At 66.8% G+C, this 15,985-nt stretch carries 14 protein-coding genes; 3 read left to right on the top strand and 11 right to left on the bottom strand.

Going from position 1 to position 15,985, the window contains the following annotated elements; all coding sequences use genetic code 11:
• Window positions 1-70: 70 nt before the first annotated feature.
• Window positions 71-403 (top strand): hypothetical protein, encoded by a 333-nt coding sequence (locus EDD90_RS57040; protein WP_123972635.1) that lies wholly within the window; start codon window positions 71-73, stop codon window positions 401-403.
• A 40-nt stretch (window positions 404-443) separates the two neighbouring features.
• Here the strand turns inward: EDD90_RS57040 and EDD90_RS09435 are convergent.
• From EDD90_RS09435 to EDD90_RS09415, 4 genes are all read right to left on the bottom strand, one after another.
• Window positions 444-1,624, bottom strand: a protein-coding gene (locus tag EDD90_RS09435; RefSeq protein WP_123972634.1) for an IS3 family transposase whose coding sequence is annotated in 2 segments (ribosomal slippage) — window positions 444-1,360 and window positions 1,360-1,624 — 1,182 coding nt in all. Because the reading frame shifts where the segments join, the coding sequence is not laid out codon by codon here.
• 64 nt (window positions 1,625-1,688) lie between these two features.
• Window positions 1,689-5,162 (bottom strand): caspase, EACC1-associated type, encoded by a 3,474-nt coding sequence (locus tag EDD90_RS09425; RefSeq protein ID WP_123972633.1) that lies wholly within the window; start codon window positions 5,160-5,162, stop codon window positions 1,689-1,691.
• A gap of 4 nt (window positions 5,163-5,166) precedes the next feature.
• Window positions 5,167-5,595, bottom strand: a complete 429-nt coding sequence (locus EDD90_RS09420) for an effector-associated constant component EACC1 (RefSeq protein WP_221305080.1) — start codon at window positions 5,593-5,595, stop codon at window positions 5,167-5,169.
• Between the two features lie 147 nt (window positions 5,596-5,742).
• Window positions 5,743-7,230, bottom strand: a complete 1,488-nt coding sequence (locus tag EDD90_RS09415) for a hypothetical protein (protein WP_123972632.1) — start codon at window positions 7,228-7,230, stop codon at window positions 5,743-5,745.
• Between the two features lie 575 nt (window positions 7,231-7,805).
• Here EDD90_RS09415 and EDD90_RS57035 point away from each other — a divergent pair.
• The gene (locus EDD90_RS57035; protein WP_260327757.1) at window positions 7,806-8,201 is read left to right on the top strand and encodes a helix-turn-helix domain-containing protein; all 396 of its coding nucleotides are present in this window, start codon (window positions 7,806-7,808) and stop codon (window positions 8,199-8,201) included.
• 628 nt (window positions 8,202-8,829) lie between these two features.
• A complete protein-coding gene (locus EDD90_RS09405; RefSeq protein ID WP_123972631.1) occupies window positions 8,830-9,552 on the top strand; it encodes a hypothetical protein in 723 nt (240 codons plus the stop codon).
• Between the two features lie 596 nt (window positions 9,553-10,148).
• Here the strand turns inward: EDD90_RS09405 and EDD90_RS09395 are convergent.
• The 7 genes from EDD90_RS09395 to EDD90_RS09360 form a co-directional block, all read right to left on the bottom strand.
• Window positions 10,149-10,538, bottom strand: a complete 390-nt coding sequence (locus EDD90_RS09395) for a ribonuclease domain-containing protein (protein WP_123972629.1) — start codon at window positions 10,536-10,538, stop codon at window positions 10,149-10,151.
• 298 nt (window positions 10,539-10,836) lie between these two features.
• Window positions 10,837-11,259, bottom strand: a complete 423-nt coding sequence (locus tag EDD90_RS09385; protein WP_123972627.1) for a hypothetical protein — start codon at window positions 11,257-11,259, stop codon at window positions 10,837-10,839.
• Window positions 11,260-11,423: 164 nt separating this feature from the next.
• Window positions 11,424-11,933 carry a transposase gene (locus EDD90_RS09380; protein ID WP_311737271.1) on the bottom strand — a complete coding sequence of 170 codons (510 nt, stop codon included), beginning with the start codon at window positions 11,931-11,933 and terminating at the stop codon, window positions 11,424-11,426.
• Window positions 11,887-12,969 carry an ISAzo13-like element transposase-related protein gene (locus tag EDD90_RS09375; protein WP_123972625.1) on the bottom strand — a complete coding sequence of 361 codons (1,083 nt, stop codon included), beginning with the start codon at window positions 12,967-12,969 and terminating at the stop codon, window positions 11,887-11,889. Before EDD90_RS09375 ends, EDD90_RS09380 begins: the two co-directional genes overlap by 47 nt.
• 579 nt (window positions 12,970-13,548) lie before the next feature.
• Window positions 13,549-13,974, bottom strand: coding sequence for a DUF2690 domain-containing protein (locus EDD90_RS09370; RefSeq protein WP_123972624.1), 426 nt, complete (start codon window positions 13,972-13,974; stop codon window positions 13,549-13,551).
• 66 nt (window positions 13,975-14,040) lie between these two features.
• Window positions 14,041-14,445, bottom strand: a complete 405-nt coding sequence (locus EDD90_RS09365) for a peptidoglycan-binding protein (RefSeq protein ID WP_123972623.1) — start codon at window positions 14,443-14,445, stop codon at window positions 14,041-14,043.
• Between the two features lie 326 nt (window positions 14,446-14,771).
• Window positions 14,772-15,821, bottom strand: a complete 1,050-nt coding sequence (locus EDD90_RS09360) for a GH25 family lysozyme (protein WP_260327755.1) — start codon at window positions 15,819-15,821, stop codon at window positions 14,772-14,774.
• Between the last annotated feature and the right edge of the window lie 164 nt (window positions 15,822-15,985).

The following is a 15,985-nucleotide window of genomic DNA, read 5'->3' as shown; positions in this document are numbered from 1 at the left end:
GCCACGCGGGAACCCGTACGCTGCGCCCCAGATCACCGGGTTTTGCTCCGTGCCCGCCTGAGGGCAGGCCGTGGAGGAGGTCGCCTCGTGCGTGTGTCAGCCGCAGTTCACGTGCTGGATCGCGGTCGGGCAGGGGGCCGGTGTCGATCAGAAGGGCGATGTTCTCCCCGTCTTTGGGGATCAACAGATCCATGATCTGGCCGCCGACTACGGCTGCGCGTTCTATCTCGCTGATGCCGTGGCGGCCGAGGTGCTGGTGAAGTCGGTCAGCCAGCTCTTCGCGGAACGCGGCCGCACGGCTGGCCGCCGCTTCCCCTGCGCCGTTGATCCCGCTGGTGCCCATGCCACGCCCTGGTTCACGGCGTCCGCCCGTACCAGCACCGAGCAGGGACGAACGTTCTGAGGGGCCTCGCGTTTTCCGGACAGGCTTCTGACCGTTTATTTCACGCAGCGATTCGCAACTTCTCGTACGCGGCATGAACTTCGCGCGGAGGGCGGTAACCCACCGCCGAGTGGAGGCGTTTGCGATTGTACCAGAATTCGATGTAACGAGTGATGTCCTGCCGGGCGGCCTCGCGTGTCAGGTAAGTTACGCGTGATACGCGCTCGTTCTTCAGGGCGCCGAAGAATGATTCGGCCATGGCATTGTCGAAACAGATCCCGGTTCGGCCGGCAGATCTGCGGAGCCCGAAGCGGTTCAGCGTCCTCCCGAACTCGGCTGACATGTAGTTACTTCCGCGATCCGAGTGAAATATCGCGTCGGCTGAGAGGTTCCTGTTCCGTGCCGCGTTACGGATTGCTCTGGATATCAGTGAGGTTTGGTAATGGTCGTCCATCGCGTAACCGATGACTTCCTTCGTGCAGCAGTCGATGACCGTTGCCAGGTACAGCCAGCCTTCGCCGGTCGCGACATAGGTGATGTCACCGACGAGCTTCTCGCCGGGCGCATCTGCAGTGAAGTCGCGGCCGACGAGGTCCGGCACCTGGCCGGCCGCAGCCTGAGTGAGGTTGAACCTCTTCGGCCGTGGCAGGCAGGGCACCAGGCCCAGTTCGCGCATGAGGCGGCGGACCAACTCCACGCCTGCGGCGACGCCCCAGCGGTGCAGCTGGGCCTGAATGCGCCGGTGCCCGTAGGTGCTGTCGGACATGTCGAAGGATTTCTCGATGAGCAATTTCAGTTCTTCGCGCCGCTGGGCTGTCGCGGATTCCGGGCGGGATCGCCAGTCGTAGTAGCCGGATCTGGAGACGCCGAGTCGGCCGCACATGAACTCGACGCTGTATGCGTACTTCTCGGTGTCGAGCCGCATCTCGTCGATGAACTCGTACTTGCTTGCTACCGAGGATCCTTCGCGAAGTACGCTGCGGCTTTTTTCAGGAAGGTAACTTCCATCTCCAGCTCGCGGTTGCGTCGTTCGAGTTCCTTCAGGCGTGCCCGCTCGTTCACCGTCAGTTCCGCATCGGGGGCTGGTTCCTGCTGCTTCTGGTATTTCTTCACCCAGCCGCGTAGCGTCTCCGAGTTCAGCTCAAGCTCCCGGGCGACTTCGGAGATCGTCTTGCTTGACCTCAACGTGATCTGGACGGCTTCCTCGCGGAACTCCGGCGAGTACTTACTGGGTGGCGCCACTTAGTCCTCGTTTCCTTGTTCAGGACAACCCTATTGGGTGCCTGTCCGGAAACCTCGTGGCCCCTCATTCTGCCAGCAGCGCCGGCAGTCCGTTCTGCGCCTGCCAGAAGCCGTGGCTGCCTACGGCGATCAGCTGGGACTTGGCGCGAGTGATGGCCACATTCCAGAGGTTGATCTGGCTGGCCACCCAGTGGGTGGTTCTGGGTGGGGTGTTGTCGGTGGCCACGGGGCTGAGCACCATGACGTCGCGTTGTCCGCCCTGGAAAGCGTGCACGGTGCCCACCCGCACGCGGTCGTCGTCGCGCCAGATGCGTTGCAGCAGTTCCTTTTGGGTGCGGAAGGGTGTCACGACGCCTACGGTGGCGCCGTGCGGGAGTCGGGCGAGCAGTTCGTCGACCACGCGGCGTACCGCTTCGGCTTCGGCTTCGTTGCGCCAGGACTGTCCACGGTCCCGGGCGGATGCGCCGTGCGGTACGTCCAGCCAGCCCAGGACGGGGGCGGGTTCGACCGCGGCCACGGGGTCGAGGGCGGGGACTTGGCGACGTATGTCGGTGAGGACCTGCAGCCGGCGGGCGTAGCAGTAGCCGTTGACCACGTCGGCGATCTCGGGGTGGCAGCGGTAGTGCTCGTCGAGGAGGAGAGTCTCCTCGCTGTGCTGTGCGGCGGCGTGGTAGGCGGAGTGCACGTGGTAGGCGAGCCGGTGGTCCTCCAGCAGCGCCGCGCTGAGTCCGGTCCTCAGACGGGCCTGTCGTTCCTGCTGGGCGGAGACCCCGGGAATGTGCCCGAGCTGCATGGGATCGCCGATGATCAGTGCCCGCCGTGCCCGGAAGAGCAGCGGGAGAATCGACGGGATGGAGCACTGGCTGGCTTCGTCGATGACGACCAGGTCGAACAGTTTCGGGGTGAGTTCGAGCTGGCGCACCGAGTGGGTGCTGATGGCCCATGCCTTGACGTGGGTCATGAGGTTCTTCTGGCTCTTTTGGTAGCCGGAGCGGCTGCGCAGGGCCTGAAGCCGCTGCCCCATCAGTTCGCGTGCCCGGGTCAGTGCTTCGGCAGATATCGCCTGGGTGAGCTCTGTCGACAGGTTCGACAGCGCGGCCGCTGCGCTCAGCCGGGACTGTTTGAGGTGCTCCTCGTCCCAGGCGGTGTGCTGAGGGACGAGTTCACGGCGTTCCCGCTCGATGGCCGCTACGTCTGCCAGCGACTCCAACAGCTCCGGAGGCACTGGCCGTTCGGTCGCCCAGCTCGGCCACGCGGGGCTATTGCCTGCCGCGGCCGGCGCCGCCGTGAGGAGCGCGGTGAGCGCTCGCGATCTGCGCCAGCGGCCCAAGAGCCACCAGCGTGCGCCGGCTGCGGTTCGCGCCCGGTCCGCCCAGCGGGCCAGCGCTGCAGCGCCGTCCTCGGCTGCCCAGACGCTCTCCAGGAGCGGTAGAGGAAGGTTGAGCGCTGCTGCCCGCTCCTCCCGGTCGAGGTACAGCTGCAGCAGCCGCACCTCTTCGCCGATACGGAGTTCGGCCTCCGCTCGCAGGTGGTCGGCGCGAGCGCGGGTGTTGCGCAGATCCCCGGAGACGGTCGCCGATCCCCGCGGCGCGGTGGGTGCCGGTTCACTGAGCAGCCGCTCCAGTTTGGCGGCTTCCCGCTCCAGCGCCTCGGCGTTGCCCGTGCGCATCAGCAGCCCTGGCGCGATCGCGTCGCAGCGCTCGGCGACGACGTTGACCGCCTCGTTGTTGGTGGAGGCGACCAGTACGGATTGCCCGGCGGCGACGCAGGTGGTGACGACGGCTGTGACCACCTCGCTCTTGCCGGTACCGGGAGGCCCGGTGGCCACCGTCACAGGCTGGGTCATGGCTGCGGAGACGACGTGTTCCTGGCTCTCGTTGCACGGCCCGGGCGCCACCACTACCGGTCTCGCGCCCCGGGCGTCGGACCCGTAGCTGTTCAGCAGCGCGTCCAGCGCAGTGCCGTCGATCTGCCCGGTGCGTGTGGAGATCTGCAGCAGGTTGTCCACCAGCGCCTGGGTCGCGATGAGTTCGACCCCCGACGGCACCAGCAGCACAGCCGCGTTGTGGGCGCCGGGCCGCAGTGTCTGCTGAACCGTGCGGTCGCTGAGGGCGGACGTGTCGAGCGGCTCCAGTTCCGGCAGATCCAGCTCCTGCAACAGCTCCCGTACGGCCCGCAGCATCTGGGCGTCGTTGCCTTCCTGCCAGGTCGGCTGCCATCGCGCGATCAGATCGGCCGCGGCGTCTTCTGGCAGCAGCTCCGCCACCACACCCGTGTGCAGGGACGGCAGACCGGTCGGGCGCAGGACGTCCCGGCCTTCGTCGTCGGGGGTGAGTTCCATCTGCTGGACCAACAGGGGCGCGATCCGCATCGGGGCACGGCGACCGCGCCCTCCGTCGCGTACGGGCAGGGTGATGGCGGGGTAGCCGTACCAGTACTCCTGCGGTGCTGCGTCGCCTCGTGCCTTGCCGGACTTGGCTTGCGGCCGCGGCAGCCGTGGCGGAGCGGAGAGCGTGGTGCCTTGCCCTGACTGGATGCGCTCCTCGCCGCTGTTCAGCAGGAAGTACGCCGAGTTGAGCCCGGCGTCACGGCCAGGCAGCATGGCGGCCGTTGCCTGGGCGTTCAGGCAGTGCACGTAGTACCGCAGCAGCCGCTGCCAGTCGATGCCGTCCTGTGCATCCTGTGCGGCAAGTGCTTGGGCCTTCAGCGCAGCGGGGGCACGCCGGTGGGTCCCTGCGGTGTCGTGCGGCTGGGGCGGGAGGTGCACCGGGCGCGCCACGGAGCGGGCGAAGGGCAGGGTCAGGGTGGCGCGGATGGTGGACTTGGTGGGGCGTTGCTCTTCGGGAATCCCGCTGCGGGCCATTTGCCGGGTCAGGTAGTCGAATAGATCGTCCGGTGTGATCCAACCGCTGTCCTTGATGCGGCCGTTGCGTAGACCTTCGACGATCTCACCGGTGAATCGAGACGTGCCGAGCGTCGACCCGGGCGGCGCCATCGCCGAGGCGGACTGCAGCGCGTCGGATGCGGTGATGAAGTACACGCCGGAAGGCCGCAACAGGGTGCTGGAGGCCGCGGGTTGATCGGCGCCAGATGAGCCTTTGGCGCTCCAGCCCTGTACGACCGAGCCGCTGGAGCAGCAGTCCAGCAGAACGACTTTGGAGGCGGCGCGACAGGATCCCAGCATCCGCTCCAGGAATTCAGCCGGCACCGCGGTGCCCGGCAGGTCGTCCGGGTCGGTGTCGCGGGTGAGGAAGTACAGCTGGTTGTCGTCCTCGCAGTACTCCCCGTGTCCGCTGAAGTACAGCAACGCCGTCTCGTTGGACTGACGTGCTTCGAGGAACGTCTCGATGGCGTGCAGCATCTCCGCGCGGGTCGGCTCGGGAACCATGGCGCAGTCGTTGTACATGCCGATTTCGGTGTTCTCCAGCACCGCCTGGAGATAGTGCAGGTCCGCGCGCACGGCCGGCAGGTCGTGGTAGGCGTCGCTGTCGTAGGTGGAGACGCCGATGAGGATGGCGTAGCGGTCGTTGTCGGTCATGCGGTCAGCCCGCCGCCGTTCCGCTGCCGGCACCGTCGTCACCAGCGGCTGGACCCTCGTCCTGCCCAGCCCCGCTGCCGGCGGCGAGGAACTGCTCGATCCGCTGATCGTCCTCGCGTGCCTGCCTGCCCGTGATCTGCAGCGTGCTGCCGTCGGAGCGCTGGACCACGATCGTGCGCTGCGGAACACGGGCCAGCCAAACCTGAACACCCGCCGCGACCAGCGAGCCGGCATTGAGGACTAGCCCGACGGTCTCGGCGGACAGGCCGCCCTTGTCCGTATGGGGGACGGCACGCTGCCGGGGGAGGTCCAGGCGGGCAGCGGGGTCGGCATCAACGATCTCAGCGAGAAGTTCCCGCGCCTCCCTGCGCGCACGCAGGGGGTCGTCGTCGACGATGGCGATCCGGTACCCGTTGGGCTCATTCCCGGGCATGGCTGTCACGCGCTCCCCCTCGATCTGCCCCGCCGTGGCGGTCACACGAGCACGTAAGGCTAGTCCGCAGGCCATGACCCTGCTGTCCAGGTAGCTGAAAAACTACTGGTCATTGACCTGAAAGCGGCCGACAGGCCGGACTTGGGCTCAGTGCCCCGTCTTTTGCACGTTGACCATGCGCAGGGCGAGCACCGTGCCGTCCGGGTGGATGGAGACCGGCCCACCCCACTCGTCGTCCCAGTCGCAGCGGGGCCACGCCCGGCTTCGGTCGTGCGCGGCCTTGCGCCAGGCGGAGACCTCGGCCCGCTGCGTGGCGTCGTCGCCGTTGCGCGTGCCCCGGGCCAGGTGGCGGAAGAGGTCCACCTGGACCCCGGAGAATGCCTCCACGTGGTCGCCGTTGAGGCGAAAGACGTGATCGGTACCGGCGAAGGCATCGCCGAGCAGCTCGTGCGTGATGTCCTGGACGCTGCCCGCAGCAGGATGCTCCAAGGCCTTGAAGAACTCCCTGCCCTGCCGCTTCGTCAACTGCCGCGCCGTGGCACTGCCCGCTCCGGCGAACGCCGTGAGCCCGGCCGCGTCCGTGTGCGCCAACGTTTCCTGAAACCACGCGAAATACTCAGGCTTGACCTGGCAGCCGGGCTCGGGATCGAAATGACGCCCCTTCTCCTCGGGGCGCTCTATCCCCGGGAAATACTCCTTCTGCAGGGGCGGCTGATCCAGGTCCGCATCACGAGTGCCAGCTGTGCTCCTGAAGTCGAGACGAGACCCGGATCCTGACGCATGCAGGGCATGGACGGTGACCGGCCCGTCCAGAGGGAGCTCGGTGCTGAACAACAGCCCCGGTGTCTGGTTCCACGCCCCGACGTGGACGCCGTCGACATGGGCTGCGCACGAAGCGAGCTGGGTGTGGGAGACGGCCGCCCCGCTGTGATTGCCCTTGCACGCGATCGGGAAGATCATGGACGGCTGGTCCGGCTTCCAGACCTCGGCCAAGTAGTGGGGCCGGTACCGGTAGCCGACGCTCGCACCCTTGTCGTCCTTGTTCTCTCGTTCCGCACTGGTCAGAGCCCATCCGGCCCGCAGGACGGTGTCCGAGTGCAGGATCGAGACCTCGTGACCTGGAAAGCGGCTGCGCAGGATGCGCTCGGCGAGCGCCAGCGCGAACGCCTGGCCCAGCTCGTCCGACTGAAGTGTCTTGTAGTGCTTGGCGATGCGCTTGCCCTCCGAGGAGAGCCACAAGTACGTGCCCTTTCCTGCCTGCAGGGCCTGGATGTACTTCAGACTGCCCCAGTGCTCGGCCAGCCCGCGCGCCGCGCCACGCTGGGTGAGCGACAGACCCCGCGCGAGATGATGCAGCAAGGCGATGTACGGCAATTTCACGGATGCGCCCAACTCGGGGCCGGGAAGCGGGCGGAGTTCCTGCTTACGCCGCAGGTCGGGACGAGACTCCTTACGAGGCCGGCCATCCCTTGCCGCTTCCTCCGCCTGCCGTTGCTGATTCCGACGCCGCTTCTTGTCCTCGGCCCGAGCCGCGGTTTCCACATTCCCGGTCAGCGCGCTCTTGGAATTCACTGCGACAGCGACTGAATCCAAGAGACGATCCAGTACCTGCGCAGCGCTCGGAGCGTCTTCCATGGCAGTTCCTCCCCCTGGACATCTGGCCACAGTCCCCAGGCACGAGAGTGACGCCGGCCACCTGGCGACGCCAGACGGCCTTCGGAGAATGGCCAGAAGCATCCATACGGACCGACAGTGAACCGGCCGTGGCGGGATGCGCGGAGAGAGGTGCCAGAACGCTCAGGCACGCGCCAACCGTGGGCAGCGGCCTGGTGCGGGGCGCCCCGTGAGGGCTGGAGCTCGCGCGGGACTCAGGATCGAGAAGCGGGCCCTCTCGGGCCGACTGCGGTTCGCAGGGGCAGCGAGACCGGTGACCCGCAGTGTCAGTGCACTGTGGAGAATGCGCCGCTGAAAACGTTGACCCTCAATCCTTCCGCAGCCAGCGGAGGTTGTGCACAGGTGTCCCAGGTCTCGGAAAACCTGGCATGACGGGAGAGGATCTGAACCGTCTTGGGGTCGTGGAGTCCTGACGTTCCGAGCATGGAAGTGTAGAAGCGTTTCAGGTACTGGAACCGGGTGCCTGCAGGAAGTCCGGCTCTGCCGAGGGCCTGATGCCATTTCCGATAGAAGTGGCCCGCCTGTACGGGCCTGCCGTGAACGTTCAGCACGACCAGAGCATGGCTTCCCAGGCCTCCGGAATCTGCGGCATCAGCATTCCCCGCGCGAACCTCGATTATGCACAGCTGTTCATGGTGTCTGGTGTGGCGTGCCGGTGGTGTCGCTGTGTGCCAGATCGTGAACCGTCGCCCGACCCGCGACTCCTGTCCCTCGGTATGCAAATCCGCCGCCTCAGAGAAGAACGTGGCTACAGCCTGGAAGAGCTCGCAGAACGCAGCGGGCTGAGCTTTCGAGGCCTCATCTACATCGAACATGGGCAGCGCAATCCCAGCGCGTTGACTCTCGTGGACATCGCCGCGGCGCTCGATGTTGCACCTGGTGAACTCATCAATCACCTAGCGGAAGGACACTCTGGCAATGCCCCGCAGTAGCGAGACCGGCTCGTCGGCCCAGACACCCGTCAGCACGTGCCCGGCCGCTGTTTGAAGGCAAGGGATTCTTCGACGACACGGTCGACGTCTCCGGTGCATGTGGGGCCCGGCCGTCTGCCCTCGGGCCAGAAGAAAACGGCCTGCCGCTGCCAACCGGGCTCTCCGACTGCCTTCAGCCCGGTACCGGACAGCAACCTGCCGGACCGGGAACGCGCAGCCCGTGCCCACGCCCTGTCCGGGGGCTTCGGTCAGAAGGGAGCGGATCCGTCGGACAGGGCAGACTCGCCGAGTGCAACAGTGCAGTTGAGCAGCTCTGGCACAGGAAGATCGCGATGCTCCTGTAGGTTGCGAGAAAGATCGCTGGCTCAGAGCCGAGCGCCGATCGGCTGGGGGTACATGGCATCCGAAAGAGCGGCGACACTGCGGCAGCCCGGCCGTTCCGACCGCGGTGGCGCCAAGCTGCCCCCGCGCAGGTGGACTTCCCGCCCATTCGCAACGGCATCGAATACCTCGGCAGCGTCGTCGAGCACCTGGACTCCGACACGGACACAGGACCCCGCGAGATCAAGTACGCGGTCCTGCACCTCCAGGCCACCGCCGAGAGGTTCTCGGCCTCCGACTTCACCAGTTGCGGAACGGACGCCGCCGTCGAGCGACGCAGGAACATTTGGGCCTTGGCATCACGAAGAAGGACGCCGAGGCCCTCAAGAACCTGGGCAAGGACCGCAACGCTCTGCAGCACTACGGATTAACCCACAGCGCAGAGGCCGTGGAGTCACGAGCCGGAATGGTGCTCGACTTCTTGCTCCGGTTCCTCGACACCCAGCTGCTGCCGCTGCTCGACACGGAGGAGCGCGAGAGCATTGAAGGAGACATGTCGCGCGTGCGCAGTGGCCTCAACACCATCGATGCGTTCGTCAACGAACGCATGAATCGCCTGCGCGGCAACGAGCTCAAGGGCGCGACCGACTCGGTTCTGCCCTGCTCCGTGTGCGGACAGTGGGCTCCTGCCGTCATTCCGAACGGTGCCCACTGTCACTTCTGCGGCACCGACGTGAGCGGCGAGGAGCTGGCCCCGGCCTTCCAGGAGTTCGAGCCCGGACACCCGGTGAACGAATGCCCCGAGTGCTGCGCTCCGACGCTGGCCTGCTTCGCCTTCATGGACGGCGCCGGCGAGGAGGTGTACTACTGCTTCACCTGCCAAGCCCGCTACAGCCCACAGGAGTTGACGAACTGCGGGGGATGCGGGTGCCTGTGGCCGCACGAGGGCGACGATGACGGGACTACCCAGACGCTATGCGGCGACTGCCGGCGCGGTATCGAGGAGGAGGAACGGGCCAGCCGGTGGTGACACCCCGCCCCCTTCGCTGCGTACACGCTCGCGTCGGCTGCGGCTGGCAAAGGGCGGTTCGCCCGTCCCGCTCTGGCTACGATGAGGCATCACGCGTGTGACCACGGCACCCACCATCACCCCGACGCCGTGTGGTGCTGACGACGCAGCGGTGTCCGGCGCAGGCTCCGTCGGGAGGCCCGGATCGGTCTCGCCCTCAGCGGCCGACAGCTCCGCGGATACGCGAGCGACGGTCTCCCACGCGATCTCCAGGCGCGAGAGATCTTCCCGGCCCCGCTCCAGCCGAACGGCCAACTCGGCCTCCGCAGTGTCAAGTTCCTGCCTCGCCCCGCGGCCTATGGCGAAGTGGGGGTACACGGGGCAAGGAGCTCTGCGGTCAGGGACTGGGTCGACGCCGAGCCGCGCTGTTGTTGCACAGGCGCCGCGAACTGTGAGGCCGCGAGTTCGGCGAGTGACGGTCCTGTTTCACCTGCCGGGAGCCGCATGCACCTACTTGGTGAAGCAGACCAAGTTGCTGGGGCGGCTGGAGGTCCGGCCGAACGTAGGACCGGACCTCCAGCGCGTTGCGCCGTACCTCGGGCTGAGTCGTGGGGGACTCAGCAGCCGTAGTTGACCAGGTCGAAGGACTCGTAGTGGTCGGCCGTGTAGTAGTCCTCCTGGTTCTCCTCACCGGTGACGATGCGGCGTGCACCGCGCGTGGAGGAGCCCGGAGTGATCACGGTGTACTCGTGATAGTAGCCAGAGGACTGGCTCGGCAGAATGCCTTCCCGGTTCTGGAAGACGGTCCCGTCCTGCGAGTACGGGTAGGGACCGCCCTGCTCGATCAGGTCGAGCGTGTCGTGGGCCTGGGAGGGAAGGGCGCTGTAGCAGATGCTGCCGACCGCGGCGGCGGCCGGCGTTGAGGTAGCGACCGTGCCGCCGACGAGGAGAGCGGACAGGACGGCGGCTGCGGCGCCGATGCGGGTGATTCGTGGGGGGAATCTCATGCCCTCATGATGACGCGCGTAGACAGTGGCATGTCAATGACAACTCCGGAGAATTTCCCGTCAAGTCCGATGAGTTTTCGGGAAGTTAACTTGGCGCGTGGCGTCTCCTTGCGGTCTACACGTCCGGGCTCGCGGAGGCCTTGGCGCTGGTCTTCGGCTTGGCCTGGGTCCTGGCGCAACCGTCCACTCGGCGAGTCCTGACTCCAAGGGCACCGTGCGTGACGGCATTTAGTCTCTGCGGACACCCAGTGTCGGTAAAGGCCATCCTGAACGGGGTGACCGATACATCAGCTGGTTGTCAGGCGAGAGTGCTGCTCCTGCCGCAGCAGTCTTTGAACTTGCGGCCCGAGCGCATCATGCACGGGCGGCTGTTCCTGCTGGGGCGCACCACGGTGAGCGGCAAGGTGGCGCCCACCACTTGGCCCAATGTCATGGCACGGTGAAGGTAGGAGGGGTCGTCGCCCGCCATACCTTGCAGGTTGCGGCCAGCTACGACGATCAGCGAACCCTCGAGCGCCTTCTGGTACCAGTGTGGGTAAAAGTTGATCGCCATGGGAGGCAGAAGCTGACCGTAGGCGCAGGTGATCGAAAGCTTGTTGCCTTCGAGCCGGGCTTCGACGTCACCGCCGTCGATACGCGGAACATCACAGAAGTCCAGCACCTGCCTGTCCTCGACCTCCAGCATGTACTGCAGATCGACGAAGCCAACCTCGAGCAACATCTTCAGGGCGAGATCTTCGACACCCTGTGCGCCATTGAGCGATCCCCATCCTCCGTACCAGTCCGCTGTGATCCCGGCAGTGTCCCGCCCGAACAGGACGCACTCGACCTCGACGGTCGGGAGTGTCTGATCGTTTGTGGGTGGCCTGGTGTGGTTGTTCGTGATTAGCGGTCGGTGACGCGGTCGCCGTAGTAGCTGGCGAGGCTGTTGATGGCCTGTTTCCAGGCGGGTGTCCGTCCGGTGACGTTGGGGCGGTTCTTGATCGGGTTGCGGATGACCAGGTAGAGCACCTTCAAGGCCGCGTCGTCGTCGGGGAAGTGCCCGCGTCGTCGGGTGGCCTGGCGGAAGCGGGAGTTGAGGGATTCGATCATGTTCGTGGTGTAGACGACACGTCGGATCGGGGCCGGGAAGCGCATGAACACGATCACGTGCTCCCAGCTGCGGCGCCATGTATCGACCACGGCCGGGTAGCGCTGGCCCCACTCCTCCTCGAAGCGGGCGAACCGCTGCTCGGCCTCATCTGCGGTTTTGGCGGTGTAGACCTCGCGCAGTTGCTTCGCGATGGCGCCCCAGTGCTGCTTGGCTGCGTAGCGCAGGCTCGTCCGGACGAGGTGAAGCCGTAAAGAATCAACTTGTCGGTGTGTTGGTTTGCTCGTCCGCGGCGGCGAGGAGATCTGGGGCGGAGCGGTAGCGGGTGGCAGCCGGGGGTGGGAGGAGTCCGCCTTCCGTGAGCAGGGGCCGGATCTCGCGGACGACGTTGCCGATCGAGGACCTGCTCACGTCCCCCAGCGCGTCGGCGAGGACGTCCAGGGTGCACAGTTTCCGCAGGTAAAGGAGTGCGACCACGACGCGCTCTCTGTCACCCAGCTTCTGGGGGAAGACGCCGCCGCGGCTGCCCGGCTGGCGATCGGCGCCCCGGCGCTGGTAGGAGGCCCGTTCGACCTGCGCGAGTTGGCGTGGGGCGAGGCGGCGAGCGAGTGCATCCAGGTCCGTGCGGGACATGCCGGTAAGCCGTGGGTGGGACAGGCTCTCCATGATCCGGGTGCGGGGCGGGGCCTTGTCGGCGTCGAGGAAGGACATCAGCGCGTCCGCCGTGGTGAACCGGCTGGGGGCGTATCCGGGCTGATGGCCGTGGTCCTCCAGGACCCGGCGGGTCTCGGCGACGAGGTGGCCGATGCACTCGGGAGTGACCTCCAGCATGTCGGCCAGCAGCTTCATCGAGCACACTTGCCGCTGGTAGAGGAGCGTGAGCGTCACACGGGCGCCGTCGTCGAACAGCGGCTTGGCCCGCTGATTGCCGGTGGCGCGCCGGGCCCGGCCACCGCGCTGCTCGCTGTAGCGTTCCTGGGACCGGGCGGCCTGCATCGGGGCCAACTCGGCGCATAGATAACCGAGTTCCGCGCTGCTCAGCCCGGTCAGACGGGGGTCCGTCAATCGGGTTAGAAGCTCGCAGCGCCGGCCGTAAACGCCGTGCGCCTCGCTGGTGGGCAGAGTCTGCGGTGTGGAGGACTCGGGCAGCAGGGCATAGTTCCACTGACCGTGGACCTCGTGCCGGACCAGCGGCAGCGCGGCGAAGCGGTCTTTGCTGATCGCGATGCCGGTGGGGTAGTCGCCGGGATCCAGATGGGCCTCGACGCGCAGACCGGCCCGGGTGCGAGTGGCGGCGATCGTCTCAATAGCGCGCGAGTTCGCATAATCCTGGACGTTCATGGAGCGGAACCCGCGCGGGAGTCTCCCAGATTTGGGCTCAGGAGGGCCGAGTTCGGCGATCGTCTGCGCCGCTACGGTGCTATCCGGCTCCGAGGGGCGCTGTCCGAGGAGCGGGGACTATTGCCTTGTTCCTACACGGTCTCCGTGGGCGACCAGCAGCCGTTCGCTGGCACCTGGGGTGCCCCAGCTGAGGCCCCACCTGGCGTTTCGAGGGATACCACACGACTCCCGTTCGAGTGGTTTGATCCGCCCAACTCCGTTAAGGAGAGCCGAGCACTGGCAGACTCCGGGTGCGGTCGGCGCCGCTGCCGACCGTCCGTTGAGGTGTCGTTCACAGCCTCGAGGGATCGGTGAGGTCGCTGGAGCAGACGTACGAGATCGCGTCACTGGACACGATCACCGACACGGCGATGGTGTTCGTGGACAGCGTCCTGGACCGCCCCGACTTCCCGCTCGAGCGGTCGTGGCGCGAGCCCGCCCCTGCGTATGGCAGGGGGCGGGCTCGCGATGGTTCACGCCAGGCGGCCAGCCCCGGCTATGCAAGGGAGATGACCAGTTCACAGCCTTGTGTAACACCCATTAGTAGGAGGCGGTGACCCCGCAGTGGCCCCCGCTGGGTGGGCAGATCTCGGCGAAGGACGCATAACCGGCGTCGTTGATCATTCCGGTCCAGGTGTGTGCCGCGGACGTCGCCCAGTCCTCGCTGAACACGTCCCCGTTCCTCCGCTGCACCGTGATCCAGGTCCCGCTGGGCGCGTTCCAGGTCTCGGCCCACGTGGCGCGGCAGGAGGGGCTGTAGTACAGGTACACCACGCTGCCATTGCTGTCCGGGGCGCTGTAAGGATGGATCGCGTCCCCCGTGCAGGTGGTCTTGTACGGGTTGAGGTGGTTACAGGTGGAGCCGTAGCAGGACTGCGCTGCCTGCGCTGAGCCCGCCCCAACGGTAAGGCCCCCAGCGGCTATGCAGATTGCGGCAGCTGCTTTGGCAAGACTGCTGATTCGCATGGACTTGCTTCCTTTCCTTCTTCTGACAGGAGTTCTACGGTCTGACCCCGCGGTTCCTTCCACTTCTCAGCTCGGGCAGGGGGAACGCAGCGCACCCCACGTGTACGTGCCGACGACTCCGTCGACGGAAAGACCGCCACTGCAGTCCCGGTTGAACTCCTTCTGAAAACTGAGGACGGCGTTGTAGGTGTTGTTTCCGAAGATGCCGTCCACCTGCCCGGAACTGAGGAATCCGCGCCAATGGAGCTGGCATTGCGCCTCGATCACCCTGTTACCGGTGTCGCCGTACTCGGTGACGGCAGTGCCGGTGTAATAGGCTTTCGAACAGCTGTAGGACTGCAGAGCGGTCGAGGATATGCCCTGGCCCGGTACGGCGTTCGCCGTACCGGCGGCCGCGGTTGCGATGCCGCTGAGAGCGACGGTCGCCGCCGAGATGACGGCAGCCTTGCGCAGGCACGTGGGTGCACGCATCGATCAGGTCCTTTCACGGTGGGTCTCGGTCGCGACTTCTGTGGCGATCCGCACCGGAACGAGCATGGGTGCCGACTGCACCGAAGCACCAGCTCAGCTTGGCGGTGGGGGACGTCTCGGGACTTCCCGCCCGGCCCACCAGCGAACTCGGGGTCGTTCCCGGGACTGCCCGAGCCGGCTGTATCGATGACCGGATGTGGTCCATGTTCGGGAGTGTCTGCGGTGTCGTTCTGGGCAGGTCGGGCGTTGCGGGCGCTGACATTCCGGCGTGCACTGTCGAGCGAGTGCCAGCGGCCTGGTCAGGGTGGGCCGGCTACGGGGTGGGGTCAGTTGACCAGCGCCAGCCAGGTGTTGGGGCCGACGATGCCGTCGGCGGTGAGGTGGTTGCGGGTCTGGAAGGCGACCACGGCGTCATGCGTGGCCGCTCCGAACGAGCCGTCGACCGACATTGCCGCGCCATGGGCTTTCAGCTCGGCCTGCGCCGCGCTGACGGCCGGGCCGTGGTCACCTTCTTTGACGGTGGTGATGAGGGCTTGCCAGGTGTTGGGGCCCACGATGCCGTCGGCGGTGAGGTGGTTGCGGGTCTGGAAGGCGACCACGGCGTCATGCGTGGCCGCTCCGAACGAGCCGTCGACCGACATTGCCGCGCCATGGGCGTTGAGGAGGTACTGGATGGTGGTCACCTGGCGGTCGCTGTAACCCTGCTGGACGATCGGCCATGCGCCGGCCGGAGGCGCCGGCGGGGGAGTGTAGGTGCCGCTAGCGGCGAGGTTCCGCAGGTCCTGCTCGGTGCCGTTGAAGACGTCCTGGTCACCGGGAAGGGGGCCGGAGTCGGCGGTCTGCCAGAAGGCGTACGTGGACCAGCCGTTGGGCAGGGGGTGAGGGGTGCCGGTCCAGCTGCCGATCCAGATCAGGTTGGTGGCGGCGAGGGCGGATGAGTTGCCGGTGCACTGCGACCACCACGACGTGTTGGTGTTGATCACCGGATGGCGGCCGGTCCGGCGCCGGTATTCTTTGTCGAACGAGGCGATCCAGTGGACCGTCGCACCGGGGCTGACCCCGTAGCAGGTGGGCAGGCCCGGCGTGGCTTCGATGTCCAGGACGCCGGGGAGGGTCTTGCCGTCGGGTTGCCAGGCGCCTCCGTGGTCGACGAAGAAGTCGGCCTGGGCGCTGCCGGAAGCCTTGTCCGGCCTGGCGAAGTGATAGGCGCCGCGGATCAGGCCGACTGCTGCCGCACCGTCGTACTGCTGGGAGAAGCGGGAACTGATGTAGGAGGTGCCCTCGGTCGCCTTGACGTAGGCGAAGGAGGCTCCGCCGGCGGCGACCGCGGCCCAGTCCACGGTCTCCTGGTAGGCACTGACGTCGAGTCCTCGCACGGCAGCATCCGTGGCCTGCCGCGGCCGCGTTTCCTGGGCCGTCGCCGATGCCGCGACCGGGGCGACAAGCAGTGCCGCCGTGACGGTCACCGCGGTCAGCCCGCTGCGTACCCCCCCCCGCACGCGGCGTCTTGAGGAAACCCCCTCGAAATGGCGAGGAGTTC

Origin of the sequence: Streptomyces sp. Ag109_O5-1, assembly GCF_003814875.1 — a bacterium.
Classification (GTDB): Bacteria; Actinomycetota; Actinomycetes; order Streptomycetales; family Streptomycetaceae; genus Streptomyces; species Streptomyces sasae.
The sequence above is the reverse complement of the archived record's forward strand: the minus strand, read 5'-3'. Positions and strand labels throughout refer to the sequence as shown.

Coding starts and splice junctions, on each gene's coding strand:
- EDD90_RS09425 (WP_123972633.1), bottom strand. CDS start 5,162: ATGACCGACAACGACCGCTACGCCATCCTCATCGGCGTCTCCACCTAC.
- EDD90_RS09420 (WP_221305080.1), bottom strand. CDS start 5,595: ATGCCCGGGAATGAGCCCAACGGGTACCGGATCGCCATCGTCGACGAC.
- EDD90_RS09415 (WP_123972632.1), bottom strand. CDS start 7,230: ATGGAAGACGCTCCGAGCGCTGCGCAGGTACTGGATCGTCTCTTGGAT.
- EDD90_RS09395 (WP_123972629.1), bottom strand. CDS start 10,538: ATGAGATTCCCCCCACGAATCACCCGCATCGGCGCCGCAGCCGCCGTC.
- EDD90_RS09385 (WP_123972627.1), bottom strand. CDS start 11,259: ATGTTGCTCGAGGTTGGCTTCGTCGATCTGCAGTACATGCTGGAGGTC.
- EDD90_RS09375 (WP_123972625.1), bottom strand. CDS start 12,969: ATGAACGTCCAGGATTATGCGAACTCGCGCGCTATTGAGACGATCGCC.
- EDD90_RS09370 (WP_123972624.1), bottom strand. CDS start 13,974: ATGCGAATCAGCAGTCTTGCCAAAGCAGCTGCCGCAATCTGCATAGCC.
- EDD90_RS09365 (WP_123972623.1), bottom strand. CDS start 14,445: ATGCGTGCACCCACGTGCCTGCGCAAGGCTGCCGTCATCTCGGCGGCG.